The following is a 19,457-nucleotide window of genomic DNA, read 5'->3' on the forward strand; positions in this document are numbered from 1 at the left end:
GCCGATACGGTAAGGAGGTGCAGGCAGCAAATGAAACACCCGAGCGGCCGTCGGGCCGGCTCCATCGAGCGCGAGTCCTCTACCGCAACGTTTCCAAGCGGAAGATGACATGGCTGCTGCTGAAGGACACGGTCAACTCGTGCATCGAGTACCGCATCCTGGGGCTCGCCGCCGAAGCCGCGTTCTTCACGCTGCTGTCCCTGCCGCCCCTGATGCTCGGGCTGATCGGACTCCTCGGATACATAGACGACTGGACCAACACCACCACGGTCGCCTCCATCGAGGAGAACATCCTTAACGCCGTCGGTACCGTCCTGTCCGACCGGGGTGTCAACGACATCGCCAGACCGCTGCTGGAGGACGTCACCCACGGCGGCCGTCCGGACATCATCTCGATCGGCTTCGCCATCGCCCTATGGTCGGGGTCGCGGGCGGTCAACGTCTTCATCGACACGATCACCGTGATGTACGGCCTCGACGGCCAGCGCGGCATCGTCGCCACCCGACTGCTGGCGTTCCTGCTCTACCTCATCGCCCTGCTCATCGGTGCGGTGGTGCTGCCGCTGGCGGTCGTCGGACCCGATCGGGTGGTGGCGTTGCTGCCGTGGGGCACCACCTTGGTGACCATCCTGTACTGGCCGGTGGTCAGCCTGCTGACGATCGCCTTCCTCACCACGCTCTACCACGTGTCGGTTCCGGTGCGCTCGCCCTGGATCGAGGACGTTCCCGGCGCGCTGGTCGCCCTGGGCATGTGGGTGTTCGGCAGCTTCCTGCTGCGGATCTACCTCACCAACACCGTCGAGGGACCCACGATCTACGGCTCGTTGGCGGCGCCGATCGCCGTCCTGCTGTGGATCGGCATCTCGGCCTTCGCGGTTCTGGTGGGCGCGGCGGTTAACGCGGCCATCGACCGGGTGTGGCCGGCCGCCGCGACTGCCGCAGCCAGGGCCGCCAACGAGCGGCTGCGCGCGGAACAGGCGGCCGAGTTGGTCGCACGGGCGCGGGCCGCCCACCTCTACGACAGCGTCGGCGACGACGATGACGACGATGACGACGAGGGGTCGGGGGATATGCCGTCCGAGTTCCCCGAGCGCTGGTCGCGCTTCCTACCCCCGGACGACGTCAAGTCCCGACTCCATACGGGCCGAGATCCGCACAAGTCGTCGCCGCCCCCGGACCGGGACGACTACCCCTGGCAGTGAGGACACCGGTCGACCGCACGCTGCCGGACGGCGTACTACCCTCGACCGCATGTACGAAGAACGGCCCGCCGGGCTCGACGGCGCCGTCGTCTGGACCGTGACCCCCACCGAGGGCGCGATCATCTCTCCGGTGCTCCCCGACGGATGCATGGACCTGATCTGGACGCCCGGCCGGCTGCTCGTGGCCGGACCCGACACCCGCTCCCATCTGCCGGACCCGATTCCCGGGGCCCGGTACGCCGGGGTGCGCTTCGCACCGGGGACCGCGCCGGCCGTCCTGGGCGTTCCGGCGCACGAACTGCGCGATCTACGGGTGGATCTGGACGACCTCTGGGGCGTCTCCCGGGCGCGCGGGCTCACCGGGAGGGTGGACGAGGCCGACGACCCCGGCGCAGCCCTGGAGGCGGTGGCGCGGACTGCCGCGGCCCGGGCGCGCCGGCCCGATCCCCTGGTGGGCGACATTGTGCGCCGGTTGGCCGCGGGGGAGCCGGTCGCCGCCGTCGCAGCCGTGGCCGGCCTCGGCACCCGGCATCTCCACCGTCGTTCCCGTGAAGCCTTCGGCTACGGGCCCAAGACCCTGGCCAGGATCCTGCGGCTCCAGCGGGCGCTGGGCCTCGTCCGGCTCGGGGTCTCCTACGCCACCGCCGCGACCCGCTCGGGCTGTGCCGATCAGGCCCATCTCGCGCGGGAGATGCGCGCCCTCACCGGTATGACGCTCAGCGACTACCGTGCGTCGGCGAAGAGGGAGACGCCACAGCCGTCCGGATCGAGCACGACCGCGTAGCGCTGTCCCCAGACCGCGTCCCAGGGCTTCAGATGCCCCTGGTGGCCCGCCTCGATCAACTCGGCGTAGAGCGAGTCCACCTCCGCCGCATCGGCACAGAGGAAGGCGAGACCCACCCGCTCCCCACCTACGGCGGGCCGCTGCCACGTGGGGTCGAAGGAGGCGATGGTCGCCTCGGTGTCCCACATCACGCGCAAGCCGCTGGGCAGGGTCGCCTCGGCATGAGGGGCGGTGTCCGCGTCCGCGGGGATGTCGAGGCCCAGTCGACGGTAGAAGGCGAGGGACGCAGCCATGTCGGCGGTGACGATGCCGATCGCATCGAGTCGTGGAGTCATGGGCCCACCGTAGGCAGTGGTGGCGCGGTACGTCTTGAACGAATCGGACGGACGGCCGTGCCGATTCCCTGTTCCTTCGGATGCCCGGGCGCCGACCGCCCCCGTGGTGCGGGCGGCGGCGCCGGGGAGGCAGTGATCAGCCCGCGACGGCCGACAGCGGCTTCTTCGCCGTGAGCAGACGCTCGGCGAGTTCTCCGAAGACCAGCCCGAAGACCGTCCACAGGGTGGCCTGGATGGCCAGGGTCGCCAAGCGGAATTCCCACACCACGGTGGCGGGGAAGCCCTTGGGCACTTCGTTGAAGGACGGCAGGAAGGCGAAGGCGAGCCCGGTGACGAGGAGGAATCCCGCCGCCGCGACGACCGTTGCGTGCCAGTTGCCGAGCCGGGCCGTGAGCCGTCGGCCAAGGATCACAGTGGCCACCGCGAGCAGCACGCTGAGCAGGACCATCAGGAAGTACAGCGCAGTGCGCTGCCCGATCGTGTCGGGGTCGCCGACCGCGGGCGGGTTGGGCGGGTACTTCAGATACGGCACCACATAGACGGTCAGCAGGGCACCGCCGGCGACCAGTGCGGCCGTGGCGCGCGGGCCGAACCCGCCGATGCGACCGAGTGCGACGCAGTAGGCGAGGGCGGCGATGCCACCGACGGCCACCCCGAACACCAACACACCGGTGGCCAGGCCGGCGGTCGACTGAAGGGCGCGGCTGACGAGTTCTTCGCCGCCGTGTTCATGGCTGTGGCTCTCCTCGAACGCGATGGCCGCGTCCACCGGGCCCTCGCCGAGGAAGTAGGCGGCGGCCATGGCGACGGCCCCCGCGATCAGGCCCGCAAGCATGCCGCGGATGAGCAGGTCTCTGACGGATATGGAGTTCATGGACGTTCCCCTGGGGATGTCGAGCGGTGTGGAGCGGGGGATTCTCAGTGGCAGGGGAAGCCGAGGAGGTGGCGTCCGTCGTGGACCCACTCGTGCACGTTCTCGCCGGAGACGAGGGATGTGGCGCCCTGTTCGGCGCCGACGAAGTAGAGCAGGACCAGCATCAGCACTCCGACGAAGGCGGCCCAGGGGGCGATGGCCTTCAGCGAGATGGGGGTGATGGCCGGTGCGGCGGGGGTGGCGGGCGCAGCGGACTGGGCCATGGCAGAACCTCCTGGGGGAACGACGCGTCCCGATCGTGGTGCCTGAGACGAAGGTGCCGGGTCTGACTTCCCGCAGCGGTTGCGGGTACACAGTGGCGCGACCGTGCCGGATTCTCACCGGACTTCCTTCACACCGTCGTCATGTCCACGCGACCGTACCGCCTGTGGGGCGGCTGCCGCCATGGCGCGGGACACCGTGATGTTCTTGTGCCGTTGAGGGATAGGACAGTTGGGGAGTGTGACGATGACGGTACGGGTGATGCTCGTTTCACCTGCGATGACGGTGGACCTGCGGGAGGCGCGGTTCGGTGGGCTGGGCCCGCTGGACGAGAGCGGGGTGCGCGCCGCCGCCGCGGCGGTCCACGATGTGCCGCGGGCGGATCTGCTGCTGCGGGGATCGTCGTTGCGCTGCCGTGAGACCGCCGAAGCGTTGGGACTGCGGGCCGAGGCGGTCGAGGCGCTCGCGGACTTGCACGTCGGCGACTGGGCCGGTCGGACGCTGGCCGAGGTGGGCGAATCCGAACCCGAGGCCCTCGCCCTCTGGCTGCGGGACCCCGCAGCCGCTCCGCACGGGGGCGAATCGCTACGGCAGTTGTCGGTGCGTGTGGGGCAGTGGTTGGAATCGCTGCCCGCGCGGCGGGTGCTGGCCGTGGTGGAGCCCGCCGTGGTGCGGGCCGTGACGATCGTCGCGTTGGGTTTGGCGCCGGAGACGTTCTGGCGCCTCGATGTGGGGCCGCTGACACTCACCGAACTCAGTGGGAGACAGGGGCGTTGGAACCTGCACTGCGGCAGGCCCCTGGGCGGATCAGGAAGCTAGGCGGTCACTGGAACCCCGTACCGAGTCGTGTGACACCGCTGCGCGGATCGGTCGCGGAGCCCCATGCGCCGAGCGGTGCTGTACCGGGGGATTCTTCCGGCGTATCCGTTGAAAACTCCTGCCCCTGCATAGGTGGCTGTGCCATGCGACGGGACTCGTGGGGGAGGAGTGGCGCCAGATATCGCAACCAGCCACCTTTGGCGGGCTGCGTCGTGAATGATGGGCCCGCCATGACGTGGACCCCCACCCTTGCCACGGCACTCCACCCCCACGCGGGAGCCCTTGGCGTGCCTCGGCGCCTCCCGTCCCCCCACGATTTGTTACGAGGAGAACCATGAGCAACGCACCCCTGCGGATAGCCCTGTCCGGGGCCCTGGCGTTGACCGCGGCCCTGGCCGTGGCCACACCTGCCTCGGCTCACGCGGGTGTGACCGCGTCCGACGCCCGCGCCCTGGCGAAGGAGGTCACCTTGACCTTCACCTCGGCCGGCGAATCCAAGACGGCGGGCCTCGCCATGCTCCAGGTCGTCCTGCCCGAGGGCATCAGCCCCGGCGCCGTCAGCCTCAAGAAGGGCCCCGCGGGCTGGCAGTTGGCCCAGGCCCAGGGCGGATTCACCCTCACCGGCAAGCCGCTCGCGGTGGGCGAGGACGCCGTGTACAGCATTCAGGTGAAGCAGTTGCCCGACGCAAAGTCCCTGGTCTTCAAGACCGTGGAGACCTACAGCGACGGCAAGTTGGCCCGTTGGGTCGAGGAGCCCAAGGACGGCAAGAAGACGGAGAACCCAGCTCCGGTGCTCAAGCTGAAGTCCGCCGACAAGAAGGCCGAGTGGGAGGGTACGCCGGTCTCCCCCGGCAAGACGCCCGCCTCCTCGTCGGACAAGGGCACGGACGGCGGTTCGAGCAGCAACGGGGGCTCCGGAGAGCAGGCCAAGGCCAGCGAGGAGACCAAGGACAACGGCGGCATGGGGATCGCGATCGGTGTGCTCGCACTGGTCGTCGTGGTCGCTGGCGGCGTGATCATGTGGGTGTTCAAGCGCCGTTCCAGCGCTCAGTCCTGAGGTGAGCGGTGGTGCGGGGGAGTCCTTCCCCCGCACCACACCCGGGGACCCGGTGCCAGAGCGAGGGGCCGGGGCGCTGCCCAGGCTCAGTCGTCAGGCGGCAGCGGTTGCTCCGTCCAGATCACCTTGCCGCCAGGGGTGTAGCGCGTCCCCCAGCGATCGGCGAACTGCGCCACCAGGAACAGCCCCCGGCCACCCTCGTCGGTGATGGTGGCCTGCCGCAGATGCGGTGAAGTGCTGCTGCGGTCCGACACCTCGCAGATCAGGGTGCGCTCCCGGATCAGCCGTACCCGGATCGGTCCGGTGGCGTACCGAATGGCGTTCGTCACCAACTCGCTGAGGATCAGTTCGGTCGTGAACGCCTCGTCCTCCAGACCCCACTCGTCGAGCTTGAGGGCGACCGCGGCCCGTACCTCGGCCACCGCCGAAGGGTCGCTCGGCACCTCCCAGTCGGCGACCTCACTGGACTCGAAGACCTTGGTGCGCCCCACCAGCAGGGCGATGTCGTCCCGCTGCGGCTCGAGCAGCATGGCGTCGAGCACCGCCTCGCAGATCTCCTCCGGGGTCCGGTCGGGATGCCCGCGAAGGGTGTCGCACAGCAGGTCGAGACCCACGTCGATGTCCCTGTCGCGATCCTCCACCAGACCGTCCGTGTACAGGACGAGCGAGCTATTGCGCTCCAGCTCCAGTTCCAGGGTCTCGAACGGCAGACCCCCGAGCCCCAGCGGCGGTCCGCCCGGTACGTCGGCGATCTCGGCGGTGCCGTCCGGCCGCAGGACCACGGGTTGCAGATGCCCCGCACGGGCCATCGTGCACCGCCCCGACGCCGGATCGTAGATCGCGTACAGACAGGTGGCCCCGGTGACACCCGCTTCCACACCGCCCTCGGCCTCGTCCTGGTCGATGCGGGTCACCAACTCGTCGAGGTGCCACAACAACTCGTCGGGAGGCAGGTCCAGGGTGGAGAAGTTGTGCACCGCGGTCCGTAGCCGGCCCATGGTGGCGGCGGCGTGCAGTCCGTGCCCCACCACGTCCCCCACCACCAACGCCACCCGGGCACCGGGCAACGGGATGATGTCGAACCAGTCCCCGCCCACCCCGCCGAGGCCACCGAGACCCGCCTGCGCCGGGCGGTACCGGAAGGCGACGTCGAGGGCATCCTGCTCCGGCAGCCCGCGAGGCAGCAGACTGCGTTGCAGGGTGACGGCCATGGTGTGCTCGCGCGAGTAGCGGCGGGCGTTGTCCACGCTCACCGCGGCCCTGGCCACCAGTTCCTCGGCGACGGAACGGTCCTCCTCGTCATAGGCTTCGGGCCGCTCCGCCCGCCAGAAGATGGCCAAGCCGAGGATGGCACCGCGCGCCCGCAGCGGAACCGCGATCATCGAATGGAATCCGGCGTCCACCAACGCCCGCGCCCGCTCCGGTGCCTGCTGCTCCCACCCGTTGAAGGTGCCGAGGACCGGCTCCAACACCGCCTCACCGCGGTTCAGCCCGTCACCGAGCCGGGTGGAGGGCAGATAGCGGATGACGGTGTCGAGTTGGAAGTGGGCGGTGTCGAGGCCATGACCGTCCGCGGCGATCCTTCGCATGTCCGCGCCGGCGCCGCTCTTCATCGGCTCCTCGCCGCGCAGGACCGCCTCCACCAGATCGACGGTCGCGTAGTCGGCGAACCTGCCGATCGCGAACTCCACGAGCTCCTGGCAGGTGCGCACGACATCGAGTTTGGTGCCGATCTCCTCACCGGCGTCGTACAGCAGCTTCAGCCGCCCCTGGGCGATGTCGGCCCGGCCGCTGAGCGCCTGGAGTTCGGTGGTGTCCCGGAAGGTCGCCACGCTTCCCGGGGGGCCACCGTTCTGATCGGTGGGCCGCTGGTTGACCACCAGCAGCCGATCACCCACCCGGTGTATCTCATCGCTGGCCACCCGGCCGGACTCCAACAGCTCGGCGGTCTGCGGCTCCATCCCCACCTCGCCCACCCGACGGCCCTCCACGGTCGCGGGCAGGTCGAGCAGTCGCCGTGCCTCGTCGTTGGCGAGGAGGAGTCGCCCCTCCTCACCGACGATGAGGACGCCCTCGCGGACCGCGTGCAACACCGCGTCATGGTGTTCGTACATCCGGGTCATCTCTTCGGGGCCCAGCCCGCGGGTCTGGCGGCGCAGCCGCTTGCTCACCAGCGCCGCGCCGACCGTGGTGAGCAGCAGCACCAGGCCCGCCGCACCGAAGATCAGGGGGAACTGGTCGTTGGCGGCCCCGCTGACCCGCTCCAACGTCACCCCGGCCGACACCACACCGATGATGGAGGCGTCGCGGTCCCGGACCGGGACCGCGACCTGCACCAACGGGCCGATGCCGCTGTCGAGTTTCCTGGTGACCGTGTCGCCGTCGAGGACGGCCCGTAGATCGCCGGTGAACTTCTTCCCGATCAGCCCCGGCACCGGATGGGTGTAGCGGGTGCCGTCCCTGCCGACGACCACCAGGAAGTCGACGTCTGCGTCCTGGCGTACGGCCTCGGCGCGTGGTTGGAGGATCACCGCCGGCGCATCGCTCTTGAGCGCCGCGTCCATGCCCGGCGAGTTGGCGAACGTCTCCGCCACCGCCAGCGACCGGCTGACCGCCTCGTTCTCGCTGTCGGCGTGCGACTGGAGGACGAGCGCGACGATGCACGTGGCGACGAGCAGCAGCACGATCGCCACCTGGAGGAGGAAGACCTGCCCCGCGACGGTCCTCATCCCCAGTACCGAGCGCCGGCTGTTCCGTTGGGCCATGTCCTCTTTCTACACCTCCCGTGAACGGCGGGCTGCTCGCGCACCGTGGAACACGGCGGCCACCCGGACGACGGGGACGGATCGGTCCCGGCCGCCGGATGACCGCCGATGACGCGGCCGGCCGGCTACCGCCCGTGCACCGCGCCAGGAGCCTCCGGCAATGAGCTCAGCCGTAGGAGTTCGACCAGTGCGGCGGCCACGGTCTCCTGCGCGTCCGACGCCCCTCCGCGGGAGCGCCAGGCGACGAAACCGTCCGGGCGGACCAGCAGCGCGCCGTCGTCCGACAGCCCGTGCCGCTCGGCCCACTCCGGCCCCACCTCGGGGACCAGATCGGCGTCCGCGCCACTGCCCACGGCGTACACGTCCAGCGGAACCGACAGCCGGGCGGCTGCCCTTCGACCCCCGTCCGCCCAGGGAGATCCCGCGCCGCACAGGAGTACGAAGGAGCGCTCGTACAGGTCCAGCGTCGACAACCGCTCGCCCGCCCTGACCACCCACAGATGAGGGGCGCGGGTGCCCGGCTCACCGATGAGCCGGAGCTCGCCGGGCACCACCGGGCGCCCGGCGTCCGCACCGATGACCGCACCGTAGGGGTACCCGTACCCCATGGCCACGGTGAGGACGCCGCCCTGGGGGCCGCCACCGGGGGTGATGGCCGGGGTGTAGCCGGGGTGGCTGTGCTCGACGGAGCGGGCCGACGCCCGCTCGCTGGTCGCCCGGGCCACCGGCATCCGCTCCTCGCCGTAGGTGCCGAGCAGCGAACGGCCCGCCCAGCCCCCCAGCACGGCCGCCAGCTTCCAGGCCACGTTGTGGGCGTCCTGGATGCCGGTGTTGGAACCGAAGGCCCCGGTCGGCGACATCTCGTGCGCGGCGTCGCCCGCCAGCAGCACCCGGCCGTCGCCGTAGCGCAGAGCCACCCGTTCGGCGGCGTGCCACGGGGCCTTTCCGGTGATCTCCACATCGAGGTCCGGGGCCCCGACCGCCCTGCGGATGTGCTCACGGCAGCGCTCGTCGGTGAAGTCCTCCAGCGTCTCGCCCCGCTCCGGGTGCCAGGGCACGTGGAACACCCACTGCTCCGCGTTGTCCACCGGCAGCAGGGCACCATCGGCGTCCTGCTCGGTGAGGTAGCAGACGATGAACCGCCGGTCGCCGACGATCGCCGCGAGCCCACGGGAGGTGAAGGTCAGGCTCACATTGTGGAACAGCTCGCCGTTGCCGCTCTGCCCGATGCGCAACTGCTCCCGCACCGGGCTGCGCGGCCCGTCGGCCGCCACCAGATAGTCCGCGCGCACGGTGGTGTGCTCACCCGTCAGATGGTCCTTGACGACGGCGGTCACCCCGTCGGAGTCCTGGTCGAAGGTCAGGAGTTCGGTGGAGAACCGCAACTCGGCCCCGTACTCGCGCGAATGCCGGGCGAGCACGGGCTCGATGTCGTTCTGGCTGCACAGGCACCAGCCGGACGGGCTGATCCGGGCCAGCCCGCCACCCGGGTCGATCTCCTTGAACAGCCACTCCTGGTCGTCGCCGGTCAGCGATCGGGCCTGGAGGATGCCGTGGTTGTCGGAGAGGACGGCGGCGGCCTCGCGGATCTCACCCTCCACCCCGGCGCGGCGGAACAGTTCCATCGAACGGACGTTGATCCCGCGGCCCCGGGGATGGGTCGAGGTACCCGAGTGCTTCTCGACGAGCAGATGCCCGATGCCGTGCCTGCTGAGGAACATCGACGTGGACAGGCCCACCAGGGACCCGCCCACGATCAGTACCGGCACCCGGTGAACAGTGGTCTCGGTGGTGTTTGCTGGGGGCTCTTCCATGCAGTTTGTGTGCCCACCGGGCCGGTGGTTGCCTCGCCCATTCACCCGCATGGTGCCCATCACTCGCGCCACACGTGGTACCGGACCACGATCGATTCACGAGAGCGCCTTCGCGCCCAGCGGGCGATCGCGCACATCTCCGCAGCGGCCCGACCCCACCGAGGGCCGCCGCGGGCGGATTTCCCACTGACGACTGACGACGGGCCATCCCTGTGGCGGCGGCTCAGTCGCGAAGGAGTGTGAAAAGGGATGACCACCCTGTCGGAACGGATATCGCAGTCCGCCTTCGATGGCTCACGACTGCGGGTCATTCTGCTGCTGGACCTCCACGACGGAGCCCAGAAGCAGTTCCTTGAGGCGTACGAGCACATGCGCAACCACGTGGCCTCGGTGCCCGGCCACATCAGCGACCAGCTCTGCCAGTCGATCGAGAACCCCTCGCAATGGCTCATCACCAGCGAGTGGGAGAGCGCACCCCCCTTCCTCGCCTGGGTCAACAGCGAGGAACACGTGGAGACCGTCCAGCCCCTGCACAGCTGTGTCCGGGACACCCGCTCGCTGCGCTTCAGCGTGCTCCGCGAGACCGGGCAGCCCTTCGTCGCCACCCACCCCTCCGCCCGCCAAGGGCTACAGGCAGCCGCCCGCGTCGGCGAGGGCGTGGTGCGCCACGCCCTGACCTTCACCGTCAAGCCGGGCAGCGAGCAGGCCGTCGCCAAGATCCTGGCCGGCTACAGCTCACCGGCCGCCCGCGTCGACGAACACACCCGGCTGCGCCGCACATCCCTCTTCATGCAGGGCAACCGGATCGTGCGCGCGATCGAGGTGCAGGGCGACCTGATGGCCGCACTGCGCCATGTCTCACGACAGCCGGAGGTACGGGCCGTCGAAGAGGCCATCAACCCCTATCTGGAGCAGGACCGGGACCTGGACGACCCCAACTCCGCCCGGCTCTTCTTCACCCGGGCCGCGCTCCCGGCGGTCCACCACGTGGCTGCCGACGGCCGGAACAGCGACGAGGTCAACCGGCATGCGCTGTTCTACCGGGCCAAGGCCGACTGCGGGCTCGCGGTCGCCCGGTTCCTCGCCCAGCAGGACGAGATCGCCGCCGACGATCCGCGCAGTCCGGTGGCGAGCAGCACCGTCTTCCAACGTGACGACCTCGTCGTCCGGCTGATCGATGTGAGCGGGCCGCTGACGGGCCACCCCTCGCTCGCGCTCGGGATCCAGGGCCACCGCAAGGCGGCGACCCTCGCCCGACTGCTCATCGGCGGCGACCGGGTCGCCGAGGGCGACGAAGCGAAGATCTCCCGCTTCCTCCGCGACGCCGACATGCAGCTCATCACCGACCGCTATGCCCCGCCCGAGTCCTGACCCTGCCCGGCTCCGCGGCCGGCCGAAGCCGTCCGCGGCTAACTGGAGGAACGAGAATGACCACGCACAGCCCACGCATCGTGGACCTCAGCGAGACCCTGCCCAACACCCGCCGCGGAGGCGATCTGCGTGCCCTGCTCACCCCTACCGCGGTGGGGGCGACCAGTGGGTTCATGGGCCTGGCGATCGTGCAGCCCGGTGAGCGCATCGCCGAGCACTACCACCCGTACTCCGAGGAGTTCATCTATGTGGTGAGCGGCCTCCTGGAAGTGGACCTGGACGGCGAGACCCACAAGCTCCGCCCCGACCAGGGACTGCTGATCCCGCTCAACATGCGGCACAGGTTCCGCAACGTCGGCAATGTCGAGGCCCGCATGGTCTTCCACCTCGGTCCGCTCGCACCCCGCCCCGAACTGGGCCACGTCGACACCGAGGCACCCGAGAACGCCGCGGCCGTCGACGAGGGCAGGCCACCGGAACGGTCCGGGGCGGTCTCATGAAGCGGCGGGTGGCGGTCACCGGGGTGGGCGTCGTGGCCCCCGGCGGTGTCGGCGCCCCGGCGTTCTGGAACCTCCTGGAGAACGGGCGTACGGCCACCCGGGGCATCACCCTCTTCAACCCGGAGGGGTTCCGCTCCCGCATCGCCGCCGAAGTCGACTTCGACCCCGACGCACACGGACTCGACCCGGTCGAGGCGGCCCGCTCGGACCGGTACATCCAGTTCGCGCTGGTGGCCGCCCGGGAGGCGATACGCGACGCGGGGCTCGACCCCGAGCAGCAGGACCCGTGGCGCATCGGTGTTTCGCTGGGCACGGCGGTCGGTGGCACCACCCGGTTGGAGCGCGACTACGTCGCCGTGTCCTCCCGCGGGGAGCGTTGGGACGTTGACCACCGCCCGGCGGGTGCGGACCTGCACCGGGCCTTCTCGCCCAGCACGCTCGCCTCGGCGGTCGCCGAACAGATCGGTGCACACGGCCCGGTGCAAACCGTCTCCACGGGCTGCACCTCGGGACTCGACGCCGTGGGGTACGCCTTCCACTCCATCGAGGAGGGCCGCGCCGACATCTGCATCGCCGGTGCGTCCGACTCGCCGATCTCCCCCATCACGGTCGCCTGCTTCGACGCCATCAAGGCGACCTCGCCCAACAACGACGACCCCGCCCATGCGTCCAAGCCGTTCGACGCCAACCGGGACGGATTCGTCATGGGCGAGGGCGGTGCGGTGCTCGTCCTGGAGGAGTTGGAGCACGCCCGGGCCCGCGGTGCCACCGTGTACTGCGAGATCAGTGGGTACGCCACCTTCGGCAACGCGTACCACATGACCGGGCTGACCCCCGAGGGGTTGGAGATGGCCCGCGCCATCGACACCGCCCTCGCGCACGCCCGGATCGACAGCTCGACCATCGACTACGTCAACGCGCACGGCTCGGGCACCAAGCAGAACGACCGCCACGAGACCGCCGCGGTCAAGCGTTCCCTCGGCGCGCACGCCTACGACACGCCCATGAGCTCCATCAAGTCGATGGTGGGGCACTCGCTGGGCGCGATCGGCGCGATCGAGCTGGTCGCTTGTGTACTCGCCATGGACCGCCAGGTCGTACCGCCGACCGCCAACTACGAGACCCCGGACCCCGAGTGCGATCTGGACTACGTTCCGCGCACCGCCCGGGCCCGGAAGCTGCGCAATGTGCTCTCCGTGGGCAGCGGCTTCGGCGGGTTCCAGTCCGCGGTCGTCATGACCAGGCCCGATGGGAGGGCACCATGAGCGGCTCCCGTACACAACGCGATCCGGCCCGCCGGGACGCGGTGATCACCGGAATCGGTGTGATCGCCCCGAACGGGATCGGCGCCGACGTCTTCTGGAAGTCCACCCAGGAGGGCATCAGCGTCCTGGACCGGATCACCCGCGAGGGGTGCGCGGACCTGCCGTTGAAGGTGGGAGGCGAGGTCCGCGACCTAGACCCGGGGACCATGGTCGAGGACCGCTTCCTCGTGCAGACGGACCGGTTCACCCACTTCGCGATGGCGGCGGCCGATCTCGCCCTCGCGGACGCCAGGCTGGGCCGGGCGGACTACGAGGACTCTCCGTTCGACGTCGGCGTAGTCACCGCGTCCGGCTCGGGCGGGGGCGAGTTCGGCCAGCGCGAGCTCCAGGAGCTGTGGGGCAAGAGCCCCCGGTTCGTGGGCCCGTACCAGTCCATCGCCTGGTTCTACGCCGCGAGCACCGGTCAGATATCGATCCGCGGCGGCTTCAAGGGGCCCTGTGGGGTGGTGTGCAGCGATGAGGCGGGCGGTCTGGACGCGTTCGCCCATGCCGCGGGCGCCATCGCCCGCGGCACGGGCGCGGTCGTCGTCGGCTCCGCTGAGGCGCCCCTCGCGCCGTACTCGGTCGTGTGCCAACTCGGCTATGAGGACCTGTCCACCAGCGATGACCCCACGCGCGCCTACCGGCCCTTCACCCGGGACGCGCACGGTTTCGTACCGGCCGAAGGCGGCGCGATGCTCGTCGTCGAGGAGGCCGCAGCGGCTCGACGACGCGGCGCCCGGCCCCGGGCCCGCATCGCCGGACATGCGGCCACGTTCACCGGCCCCTCCCGCTGGGAGGAGTCGCGCCAGGGCCTGGCCCGGGCGATCCAGGGTGCGCTCGCCGAGGCCGACTGCGCTCCGGAGGAGGTGGACGTCGTCTTCGCCGATGCGCTCGGGACGCCCGCAGCGGACCGGGCCGAGGCACTTGCCCTCGTCGACGCGTTGGGCGAGCACGGCCGGCGGGTCCCGGTGACCGCACCGAAGACCGGCATCGGGCGGGCCTACTGCGGGGGTCCGGTACTCGATGTGGCCGCCGCGGTCCTGGCCATGGAGCACGGTCTCGTCCCGCCCACGCCCAACGTCTTCGACGTCTGCCATGACATCGATGTCGTCACCGGTAGGGCCCGTCGTGCGTCCCTGCGCACCGCCCTGGTGCTCAGCCGGGGGCTGATGGGGTCGAACGCCGCGCTCGTCGTACGGATCGCCGACCCCGACTGAGGCATCGACGGGTCGACAGATCGAGAACGCCACACCCAAGGAGAACACCCCATGTCTGACGCCCTGACCCCTCAGGAACTCGCCGACCTGATGCGCAAGAACGCCGGAATAGCCGTCGAACCCGAGCACCTGGCGGACAACCTCGACTCGCGCTTCGACGCCTACGGCCTGGACTCGCTGGGCCTGCTCGGCATCGTCGCCGCCCTGGAGAACCACCGCGGTGCCTCGATGCCCGCGGATGCGGAGAAGTGCGCCACCCCGCGGGAATTCCTCGCACTCGTCAACAACACCCTCACCAAGAGCGGAGCCTGAAGTGCCCGGACACACCGAGAACGAGATCACCGTCGCCGCACCCCTGGACCTGGTCTGGGAGATCACCAACGACCTGGAGAACTGGCCGCAGCTCTTCAGCGAGTACGCATCGGTCGAGGTGCTGGAGCGGCAGGGGGACACCACCACCTTCCGGCTGACCATGCACCCGGACGACAACGGCAAGGTGTGGAGCTGGGTCTCCGAACGCACTCCCGACCGGGCCAGCCGCACCGTGCGGGCGCGTCGGGTGGAGACCGGCCCCTTCCAGCACATGGACATCCACTGGGAGTACACCGAGGTGCCCGGCGGCACCAAGATGCACTGGCGGCAGGACTTCGCCATGAAGCCGGACGCGCCGGTCGACGACGAGTGGATGACCGACAACATCAACCGCAACTCCAAAATCCAACTCGCCCTGATCCGGGACAAGATCGAGCAGCGGGACCGGGAGCGCCGCACGGCGGCCCCGGCCGCCGGATAAGCCGGACGAAAGGGCAGTGGAGATGGCCGACACCACCCATCGCACGCTGATCGTGGCCAAGATGGCCCCTGATTCCGCCGATGGCATCGCCCGGCTCTTCGCCGAGTCCGACGAGGGCGAACTGCCGCACCTCGTCGGGGTCACCCGGCGCAGCCTGTTCCAGTTCGGCGATGTGTATCTGCACCTGATCGAGGCGGACCGGCCCCCCGGCCCCGAGATCGCGAAGGTGACGGACCACCCGGAGTTCCGTGGGCTGAGCGACCGGTTGAACGCCTACATCAGCCCGTACGACCCGGAGACCTGGCGCGGCCCCAAGGACGCGATGGCCCGTCAGTTCTACACCTGGACGCGCTAGACAGCGTCAGACCTGAACTAGGCGGGTCCAACGCCCGGTGCCCCGGCCCCTGTCACAGGGGCCGGGGCACCGGGCGTTGGGTCGAGCCGGGACGCAGAGCGCTCACACGGTGGACTCGAACGCATGGAGGTAGGCGTTCACCGGACGCACCACGAGCGGAGCCAGACCCGCCTGGGTCATGCGCTGCACCAGGGACTCCCTGGTGTGCTTGGCCCCGCCCACGTTCAGCAGCAGCATCAGGTCCATCGCGGTGGTGAACTTCATCGACGGAGTGTCATCGACCAGGTTCTCGATTACCACCACCCGGGCGCCCGGGCGGGCGGCCTCCACCACATTGCGCAGGGTGCTGCGCGTGGACTCGTCGTCCCACTCCAGGATGTTCTTGATGATGTAGAGGTCGGCGTCGATCGGGATCTCGCGCCGCGCATCGCCCGGCACCACCGTCACCCGGTCCGCCAGGGCCCCGCCCGGCCTCAGTCGGGGGTCCGCCTTGGCCACCACATCGGGCAGGTCGAGCAGGGAGCCACGGACCTTGGGGTGCTTCTCCAGCAGACTGGCGAGCACATGGCCCTGGCCACCGCCAATGTCCGCGACCGAGGTAACGCCCGTGAGATCGAGCAGTTGGGCGACGTCGTCCGCCGACTGCCGACTGGAGGTGGTCATCGCCTGATTGAACACCTGCGCGGACTCATGGGCGTCCTGGTGCAGATACTCGAAGAAGCCCTTGCCGTAGAGCTCTTGGAAGACGATGCCGCCGCTGGTCACCGCATCGTCGAGACGCGGCCAGGCGGACCACGTCCAGGGCTCGGTGCACCACAGGGCGATGGCGCGCAGGCTCTGCGGGTCGTCCTCGCGCAGCATCCGGGACATGGCGGTGTGGCCGAACGTGCCGTCGGGGCGCTCTTCGAAGATGCCGTAGCAGGACAGCGCGCGCAGCAGTCTGCGCAGCGGGCCTGGCTCGACGTCGAGCGCAGCGGCGAGCTTCTCCGCCGCTGCCGGTACGTCGTCGAGTGCGTCAGCGACCTTCAGTCGGGCCGCGGCCCGCACGGCTGCCGATACGGCCGCTCCGAAGACGAGTTCGCGTAGCCGCATGGCTGGTGGCGGGGTCGTCTCGGCCGATGCGGGTTGGTCGGGGCGGGTGCTCAGCGTGGTCATCAGCACATCCCTGCGGGTTCGGAGGACTGGCAGACGTTGCCGGTGAAGGTATTTCCGCTGCCTTCGCCGCGATGGACCAGATCGGCGGTGGTGTTGCCGCGTACGTCGTTGTGTTCGATGGTGTTGTCGGTGTTGGTGGCGCCCACCATGCTCGGCACCAGGACGATGCCTCCGGACATCGGCTGGGAGCCGACGTTGTCCAGGACCTTGTTGCCGCGGATGATGCTCGCTTCGGAGCCGGTCAGTACGATTCCCGAGCCCTGGATCGCGGGCAGTCTGGGGGTCGCCGGGCAGAGCTTGTTGTTCTGCTCGACCGTGTTGCCGATGACGGACATCGCCCCCGCGGCCGGCTTCGACTCGTCGCCGACGATGAACAGCCCGGCACAGTTGGCGGAGATCTCATTGGCCCGGACCGTGAGGTTGCGGACCCGTCGTACGGTGATTCCGATGCGGTTGTCGGACAGGTGGTTGTCCGCGATCAGGGTTCCGTCGACATCGGTGGCCCCGCCCTCCGCGTCGATGGCGTTGGCGAGGAAGATGCCGGCGTCACCGTTTCCGGTGGCGGTGTTGTCACGGAAGACGGCCCGGGTGGAGCGTTGTTGGGCCAGTCCCCAGACTCCGTTGTCCCGGGCGGTCACCTCGCGCACGCTCAGGCCGTCGGTGTAGGAGGCCCACAGACCGTGCTGCGGGAAGCCCGTTACGGTCAACGACCGGACGGAGACGTCCGTGAGGTCCTCATCGGCGGTGCCCACCACACAGATGCCGTGGCCGGCACAGGGGCCGCTGGCCTTGGCGCCGGCAGGTGGTGAGAGCACGGTCCTTGTGCCCGAGCCGCGCAGGGTCACATCGGATGTGGTGATCCGTACGCTCTCGCGGTAGGTACCGGGGAGGACGAGGACGGTGTCGCCGGGGGAGGCCGCGTCCAGGGCCGCCTGGATGGACTCGCCCGCGCGCACGAGGTGCGGGGCGGCCGAGGCGGCGGTGGGCGCTGTGGCGACCAGGCCGGTCAGGAGTGTCGCAGTCATCCCCACAACACATGCGATCTGTCGCTTATGCCGTTTATGTTGTTGCGTCATGAGCCGAAGCTATGGGCCATCATGACCACTCGCCACAGGGGTGGGGCGGATGGATGGGTTCGGCGCCCGAAGAGGTGGGACGGCCGGCTCGGACGCCCCCGCGCGGGGTGACGCACCGTCCGCACCGGGTGGGTGCCGCCCCCGCCCATGGCTCCGTCCGCGCGGGTGGGCTCTGACCGCCCCCGGTGCGGTGCCCCCGGGGCGGCTCCACCCGCGCGGACGGGTTCTGGTCGGCGTCGGCGACAGCGGGTGGTGAGATCACCCGTGCCGTTGCCGGGGACGGCATCGCTCGCGGTCCGCGGACCGCGAGCGATGCCCGACCGGTCAGCCCCGGGGCGCCAGGGCGCGAACCGCGCGGACCAGTTCCGCGTTGTCCGCGGCATGGCTGCCGTCGGGCAGTTCCGTACCGTCCTCGAAGCCGATCCGCCCCTGGCAGCCGTCCTCCTTCGCCGCCTCCACCAGCGCCCATACGGTCGCGGCGTCACCGTGGTAGAGGATCGGGCAGGTCACTCCCGCCTCTTTGATCCGGGCGGCCATCGCACGGGCCGCCACGACCGCCTCCGCGGGATCCTCCTCGACGGGCTCGATCAGGATGCGCACGTTGTCGTGGAGCGTGGGCGAGGCGAGCAGCGCCGGTACGTCGTCCATCGTCCACACCGCGCTCTCCAGCACCATGCCGCGCTCGACGACGAGGGCGGCCGTCTCCGTGGCGCCCTCCTCGCTGAAGGCGACCGACGCGAAGTCGGGCAGGACAGTCCAGGACTTGACCAACTCGTAGCGTTCCTCGGGGCCCGCACAGGTCCACAGTCCGGTGGTGGTGCCGACGACGGCATCCGGGGCGACGGCGCGGATGGCGGCGAGCACCTCGGCGAGTGCGTCCGGTCGGATGGTCTGTCCGCCGTCCGACTCGCGGACGTGGAAGTGGACGACGTCGGCGCCGGCGGAGATCACCGCGAGGGTGTCCGCGGCGATCTCCGCCGGGGTGACCGGGACGGCGGGGTGCTCGGACTGCAAGCGCCCGCCGTTGATGGCGGCTTTGAGGAACACGATGGGCCTTTCGAATGTGGTTCTGGGTGGTTCTCAGCAGGTCAGACGGATGACTGAAGCCGCCGCACGGTTTCGGTGGCACCGGTGAGCGAGCCCAGCGGCTCGCCCTCCCACAGTTGTGCGATCAACTCGGGCTCCTCGGCGTCATCGGTGATCGCCTCGTCGACGATGGCGGCGAGCCGAGCGGCGGGCGCGATGATCAGGCCGTTGGCGTCGCCGAGCACCACATCGCCGGTGTGGACGGGTACGCCGCCGATGGAGACGGGTGCGCCGATCGCGCCGTCCGGGATGCCGTGCAGCTTGGTGGTCAGGGGGGTGCGGCCGTAGGAGTACACGGGCAGTCCCACCTGGCGCAGGGCGTCGATGTCGGTGCACAGCCCGTCCACCACGGCGCCTGCGGCACCACGGGCGGCCAGTGCATTGACGACGACCTCGCCGAGCGGGGCGTGGCGTCGATCGCCACCGCAGTCGACGATGACCACGTCACCGGGCCCGACGAGCCCCGCGACATGGTGCAGCAGGGTCGAGTCGGTGGCGGTGATACGGACGGTCACCGCGCGGCCGACCAGTTTGTCGGTGCCTACCTGCCGCTGGAGCGCGGGCTCGCAGAAACCTTCCTCCAGGTAGTGGCCGAGAGTGGGGAAGTCCACCTGGCGCAGCTTGTCGAAGAGTTCGGTCTGCTCGGCGTCGAGCGGGCCGGGCAGTTCGCGGATGTCGAGTGGCAT

General features: G+C 70.1%; 20 protein-coding genes. 11 read left to right on the plus strand and 9 right to left on the minus strand.

The genetic code is table 11. The features are described 5' to 3' along the window. Positions 1-17: 17 nt before the first annotated feature. A complete protein-coding gene (locus OID54_RS29775; RefSeq protein WP_329024501.1) occupies positions 18-1,202 on the plus strand; it encodes a YihY/virulence factor BrkB family protein in 1,185 nt (394 codons plus the stop codon). A 49-nt stretch (positions 1,203-1,251) separates the two neighbouring features. Next, complete coding sequence (locus OID54_RS29780) at positions 1,252-1,986, plus strand: helix-turn-helix domain-containing protein (protein WP_329024503.1); 735 nt, start codon at positions 1,252-1,254, stop codon at positions 1,984-1,986. On the opposite strand, the gene OID54_RS29785 is transcribed toward OID54_RS29780, so the two are convergent. From OID54_RS29785 to OID54_RS29795, 3 genes are all read right to left on the minus strand, one after another. Beyond that, positions 1,926-2,321 carry a VOC family protein gene (locus tag OID54_RS29785; protein WP_329024504.1) on the minus strand — a complete coding sequence of 132 codons (396 nt, stop codon included), beginning with the start codon at positions 2,319-2,321 and terminating at the stop codon, positions 1,926-1,928. The genes OID54_RS29780 and OID54_RS29785 overlap by 61 nt on opposite strands. 136 nt (positions 2,322-2,457) lie before the next feature. Beyond that, positions 2,458-3,195 (minus strand): CbtA family protein, encoded by a 738-nt coding sequence (locus tag OID54_RS29790; RefSeq protein ID WP_329024506.1) that lies wholly within the window; start codon positions 3,193-3,195, stop codon positions 2,458-2,460. A 44-nt stretch (positions 3,196-3,239) separates the two neighbouring features. Beyond that, entirely contained in the window at positions 3,240-3,458 is a 219-nt protein-coding gene (locus OID54_RS29795; protein ID WP_329024508.1) for a CbtB domain-containing protein, read from the minus strand. Positions 3,459-3,702: 244 nt separating this feature from the next. Here OID54_RS29795 and OID54_RS29800 point away from each other — a divergent pair, with 244 nt between their 5' ends. Both OID54_RS29800 and OID54_RS29805 read left to right on the plus strand, forming a co-directional pair. Next, positions 3,703-4,275: a histidine phosphatase family protein gene (locus OID54_RS29800; protein WP_329024510.1), complete on the plus strand. Its 573-nt coding sequence runs from the start codon at positions 3,703-3,705 to the stop codon at positions 4,273-4,275. A gap of 334 nt (positions 4,276-4,609) precedes the next feature. After that, complete coding sequence (locus tag OID54_RS29805) at positions 4,610-5,332, plus strand: DUF1775 domain-containing protein (RefSeq protein ID WP_329024512.1); 723 nt, start codon at positions 4,610-4,612, stop codon at positions 5,330-5,332. Positions 5,333-5,418: 86 nt separating this feature from the next. Here the strand turns inward: OID54_RS29805 and OID54_RS29810 are convergent, their stop codons facing one another. Then, positions 5,419-8,097 (minus strand): SpoIIE family protein phosphatase, encoded by a 2,679-nt coding sequence (locus tag OID54_RS29810; protein ID WP_329024514.1) that lies wholly within the window; start codon positions 8,095-8,097, stop codon positions 5,419-5,421. Between the two features lie 125 nt (positions 8,098-8,222). Then, complete coding sequence (locus OID54_RS29815) at positions 8,223-9,911, minus strand: FAD-dependent oxidoreductase (protein ID WP_329024516.1); 1,689 nt, start codon at positions 9,909-9,911, stop codon at positions 8,223-8,225. 249 nt (positions 9,912-10,160) lie between these two features. On the opposite strand from OID54_RS29815, the gene OID54_RS29820 reads away from it, so the two are divergent. The 7 genes from OID54_RS29820 to OID54_RS29850 are packed head-to-tail and all read left to right on the plus strand — an operon-like array spanning position 10,161 to position 15,454. Further along, on the plus strand, positions 10,161-11,282 hold the full coding sequence (locus tag OID54_RS29820; protein ID WP_329024518.1) for a SchA/CurD-like domain-containing protein: 1,122 nt from the start codon (positions 10,161-10,163) through the stop codon (positions 11,280-11,282). 56 nt (positions 11,283-11,338) lie between these two features. Further along, positions 11,339-11,782 (plus strand): cupin domain-containing protein, encoded by a 444-nt coding sequence (locus OID54_RS29825; RefSeq protein ID WP_329024519.1) that lies wholly within the window; start codon positions 11,339-11,341, stop codon positions 11,780-11,782. Next, positions 11,779-13,047: a beta-ketoacyl-[acyl-carrier-protein] synthase family protein gene (locus OID54_RS29830; protein ID WP_329024521.1), complete on the plus strand. Its 1,269-nt coding sequence runs from the start codon at positions 11,779-11,781 to the stop codon at positions 13,045-13,047. Before OID54_RS29825 ends, OID54_RS29830 begins: the two co-directional genes overlap by 4 nt. Further along, the gene (locus OID54_RS29835; RefSeq protein WP_329024523.1) at positions 13,044-14,306 is read left to right on the plus strand and encodes a beta-ketoacyl synthase N-terminal-like domain-containing protein; all 1,263 of its coding nucleotides are present in this window, start codon (positions 13,044-13,046) and stop codon (positions 14,304-14,306) included. The genes OID54_RS29830 and OID54_RS29835 overlap by 4 nt, the downstream gene beginning before the upstream one ends. A 51-nt stretch (positions 14,307-14,357) precedes the next feature. Beyond that, positions 14,358-14,618, plus strand: coding sequence for an acyl carrier protein (locus OID54_RS29840; protein ID WP_329024525.1), 261 nt, complete (start codon positions 14,358-14,360; stop codon positions 14,616-14,618). Between the two features lies 1 nt (position 14,619). Further along, positions 14,620-15,099 carry an SRPBCC family protein gene (locus tag OID54_RS29845; RefSeq protein WP_329024526.1) on the plus strand — a complete coding sequence of 160 codons (480 nt, stop codon included), beginning with the start codon at positions 14,620-14,622 and terminating at the stop codon, positions 15,097-15,099. Between the two features lie 22 nt (positions 15,100-15,121). Continuing rightward, on the plus strand, positions 15,122-15,454 hold the full coding sequence (locus tag OID54_RS29850; protein WP_329024529.1) for a TcmI family type II polyketide cyclase: 333 nt from the start codon (positions 15,122-15,124) through the stop codon (positions 15,452-15,454). Positions 15,455-15,556: 102 nt separating this feature from the next. Here OID54_RS29850 and OID54_RS29855 read toward each other — a convergent pair whose 3' ends face one another. The 4 genes from OID54_RS29855 to OID54_RS29870 all read right to left on the minus strand — a co-directional run bounded on the left by OID54_RS29855 (position 15,557) and on the right by OID54_RS29870 (position 19,457). Continuing rightward, positions 15,557-16,609: a methyltransferase gene (locus tag OID54_RS29855; RefSeq protein WP_329024530.1), complete on the minus strand. Its 1,053-nt coding sequence runs from the start codon at positions 16,607-16,609 to the stop codon at positions 15,557-15,559. Next, positions 16,609-17,634, minus strand: a complete 1,026-nt coding sequence (locus OID54_RS29860) for a right-handed parallel beta-helix repeat-containing protein (protein WP_329024531.1) — start codon at positions 17,632-17,634, stop codon at positions 16,609-16,611. Before OID54_RS29860 ends, OID54_RS29855 begins: the two co-directional genes overlap by 1 nt. A 375-nt stretch (positions 17,635-18,009) precedes the next feature. After that, positions 18,010-18,732 carry a 3-keto-5-aminohexanoate cleavage protein gene (locus OID54_RS29865; RefSeq protein ID WP_329024532.1) on the minus strand — a complete coding sequence of 241 codons (723 nt, stop codon included), beginning with the start codon at positions 18,730-18,732 and terminating at the stop codon, positions 18,010-18,012. Between the two features lie 41 nt (positions 18,733-18,773). Further along, positions 18,774-19,457 carry an RraA family protein gene (locus tag OID54_RS29870; protein ID WP_329024534.1) on the minus strand — a complete coding sequence of 228 codons (684 nt, stop codon included), beginning with the start codon at positions 19,455-19,457 and terminating at the stop codon, positions 18,774-18,776.

The organism is Streptomyces sp. NBC_00690 (assembly GCF_036226685.1).
Taxonomy (GTDB): Bacteria; Actinomycetota; Actinomycetes; order Streptomycetales; family Streptomycetaceae; genus Streptomyces.

Coding starts and splice junctions, on each gene's coding strand:
- OID54_RS29810 (WP_329024514.1), bottom strand. CDS start 8,097: ATGGCCCAACGGAACAGCCGGCGCTCGGTACTGGGGATGAGGACCGTC.
- OID54_RS29825 (WP_329024519.1), top strand. CDS start 11,339: ATGACCACGCACAGCCCACGCATCGTGGACCTCAGCGAGACCCTGCCC.
- OID54_RS29790 (WP_329024506.1), bottom strand. CDS start 3,195: ATGAACTCCATATCCGTCAGAGACCTGCTCATCCGCGGCATGCTTGCG.
- OID54_RS29800 (WP_329024510.1), top strand. CDS start 3,703: ATGACGGTACGGGTGATGCTCGTTTCACCTGCGATGACGGTGGACCTG.
- OID54_RS29860 (WP_329024531.1), bottom strand. CDS start 17,634: ATGACTGCGACACTCCTGACCGGCCTGGTCGCCACAGCGCCCACCGCC.
- OID54_RS29780 (WP_329024503.1), top strand. CDS start 1,252: ATGTACGAAGAACGGCCCGCCGGGCTCGACGGCGCCGTCGTCTGGACC.
- OID54_RS29805 (WP_329024512.1), top strand. CDS start 4,610: ATGAGCAACGCACCCCTGCGGATAGCCCTGTCCGGGGCCCTGGCGTTG.
- OID54_RS29820 (WP_329024518.1), top strand. CDS start 10,161: ATGACCACCCTGTCGGAACGGATATCGCAGTCCGCCTTCGATGGCTCA.
- OID54_RS29870 (WP_329024534.1), bottom strand. CDS start 19,457: ATGCCACTCGACATCCGCGAACTGCCCGGCCCGCTCGACGCCGAGCAG.
- OID54_RS29785 (WP_329024504.1), bottom strand. CDS start 2,321: ATGACTCCACGACTCGATGCGATCGGCATCGTCACCGCCGACATGGCT.
- OID54_RS29850 (WP_329024529.1), top strand. CDS start 15,122: ATGGCCGACACCACCCATCGCACGCTGATCGTGGCCAAGATGGCCCCT.
- OID54_RS29835 (WP_329024523.1), top strand. CDS start 13,044: ATGAGCGGCTCCCGTACACAACGCGATCCGGCCCGCCGGGACGCGGTG.
- OID54_RS29855 (WP_329024530.1), bottom strand. CDS start 16,609: ATGACCACGCTGAGCACCCGCCCCGACCAACCCGCATCGGCCGAGACG.
- OID54_RS29830 (WP_329024521.1), top strand. CDS start 11,779: ATGAAGCGGCGGGTGGCGGTCACCGGGGTGGGCGTCGTGGCCCCCGGC.
- OID54_RS29815 (WP_329024516.1), bottom strand. CDS start 9,911: ATGGAAGAGCCCCCAGCAAACACCACCGAGACCACTGTTCACCGGGTG.
- OID54_RS29795 (WP_329024508.1), bottom strand. CDS start 3,458: ATGGCCCAGTCCGCTGCGCCCGCCACCCCCGCCGCACCGGCCATCACC.
- OID54_RS29840 (WP_329024525.1), top strand. CDS start 14,358: ATGTCTGACGCCCTGACCCCTCAGGAACTCGCCGACCTGATGCGCAAG.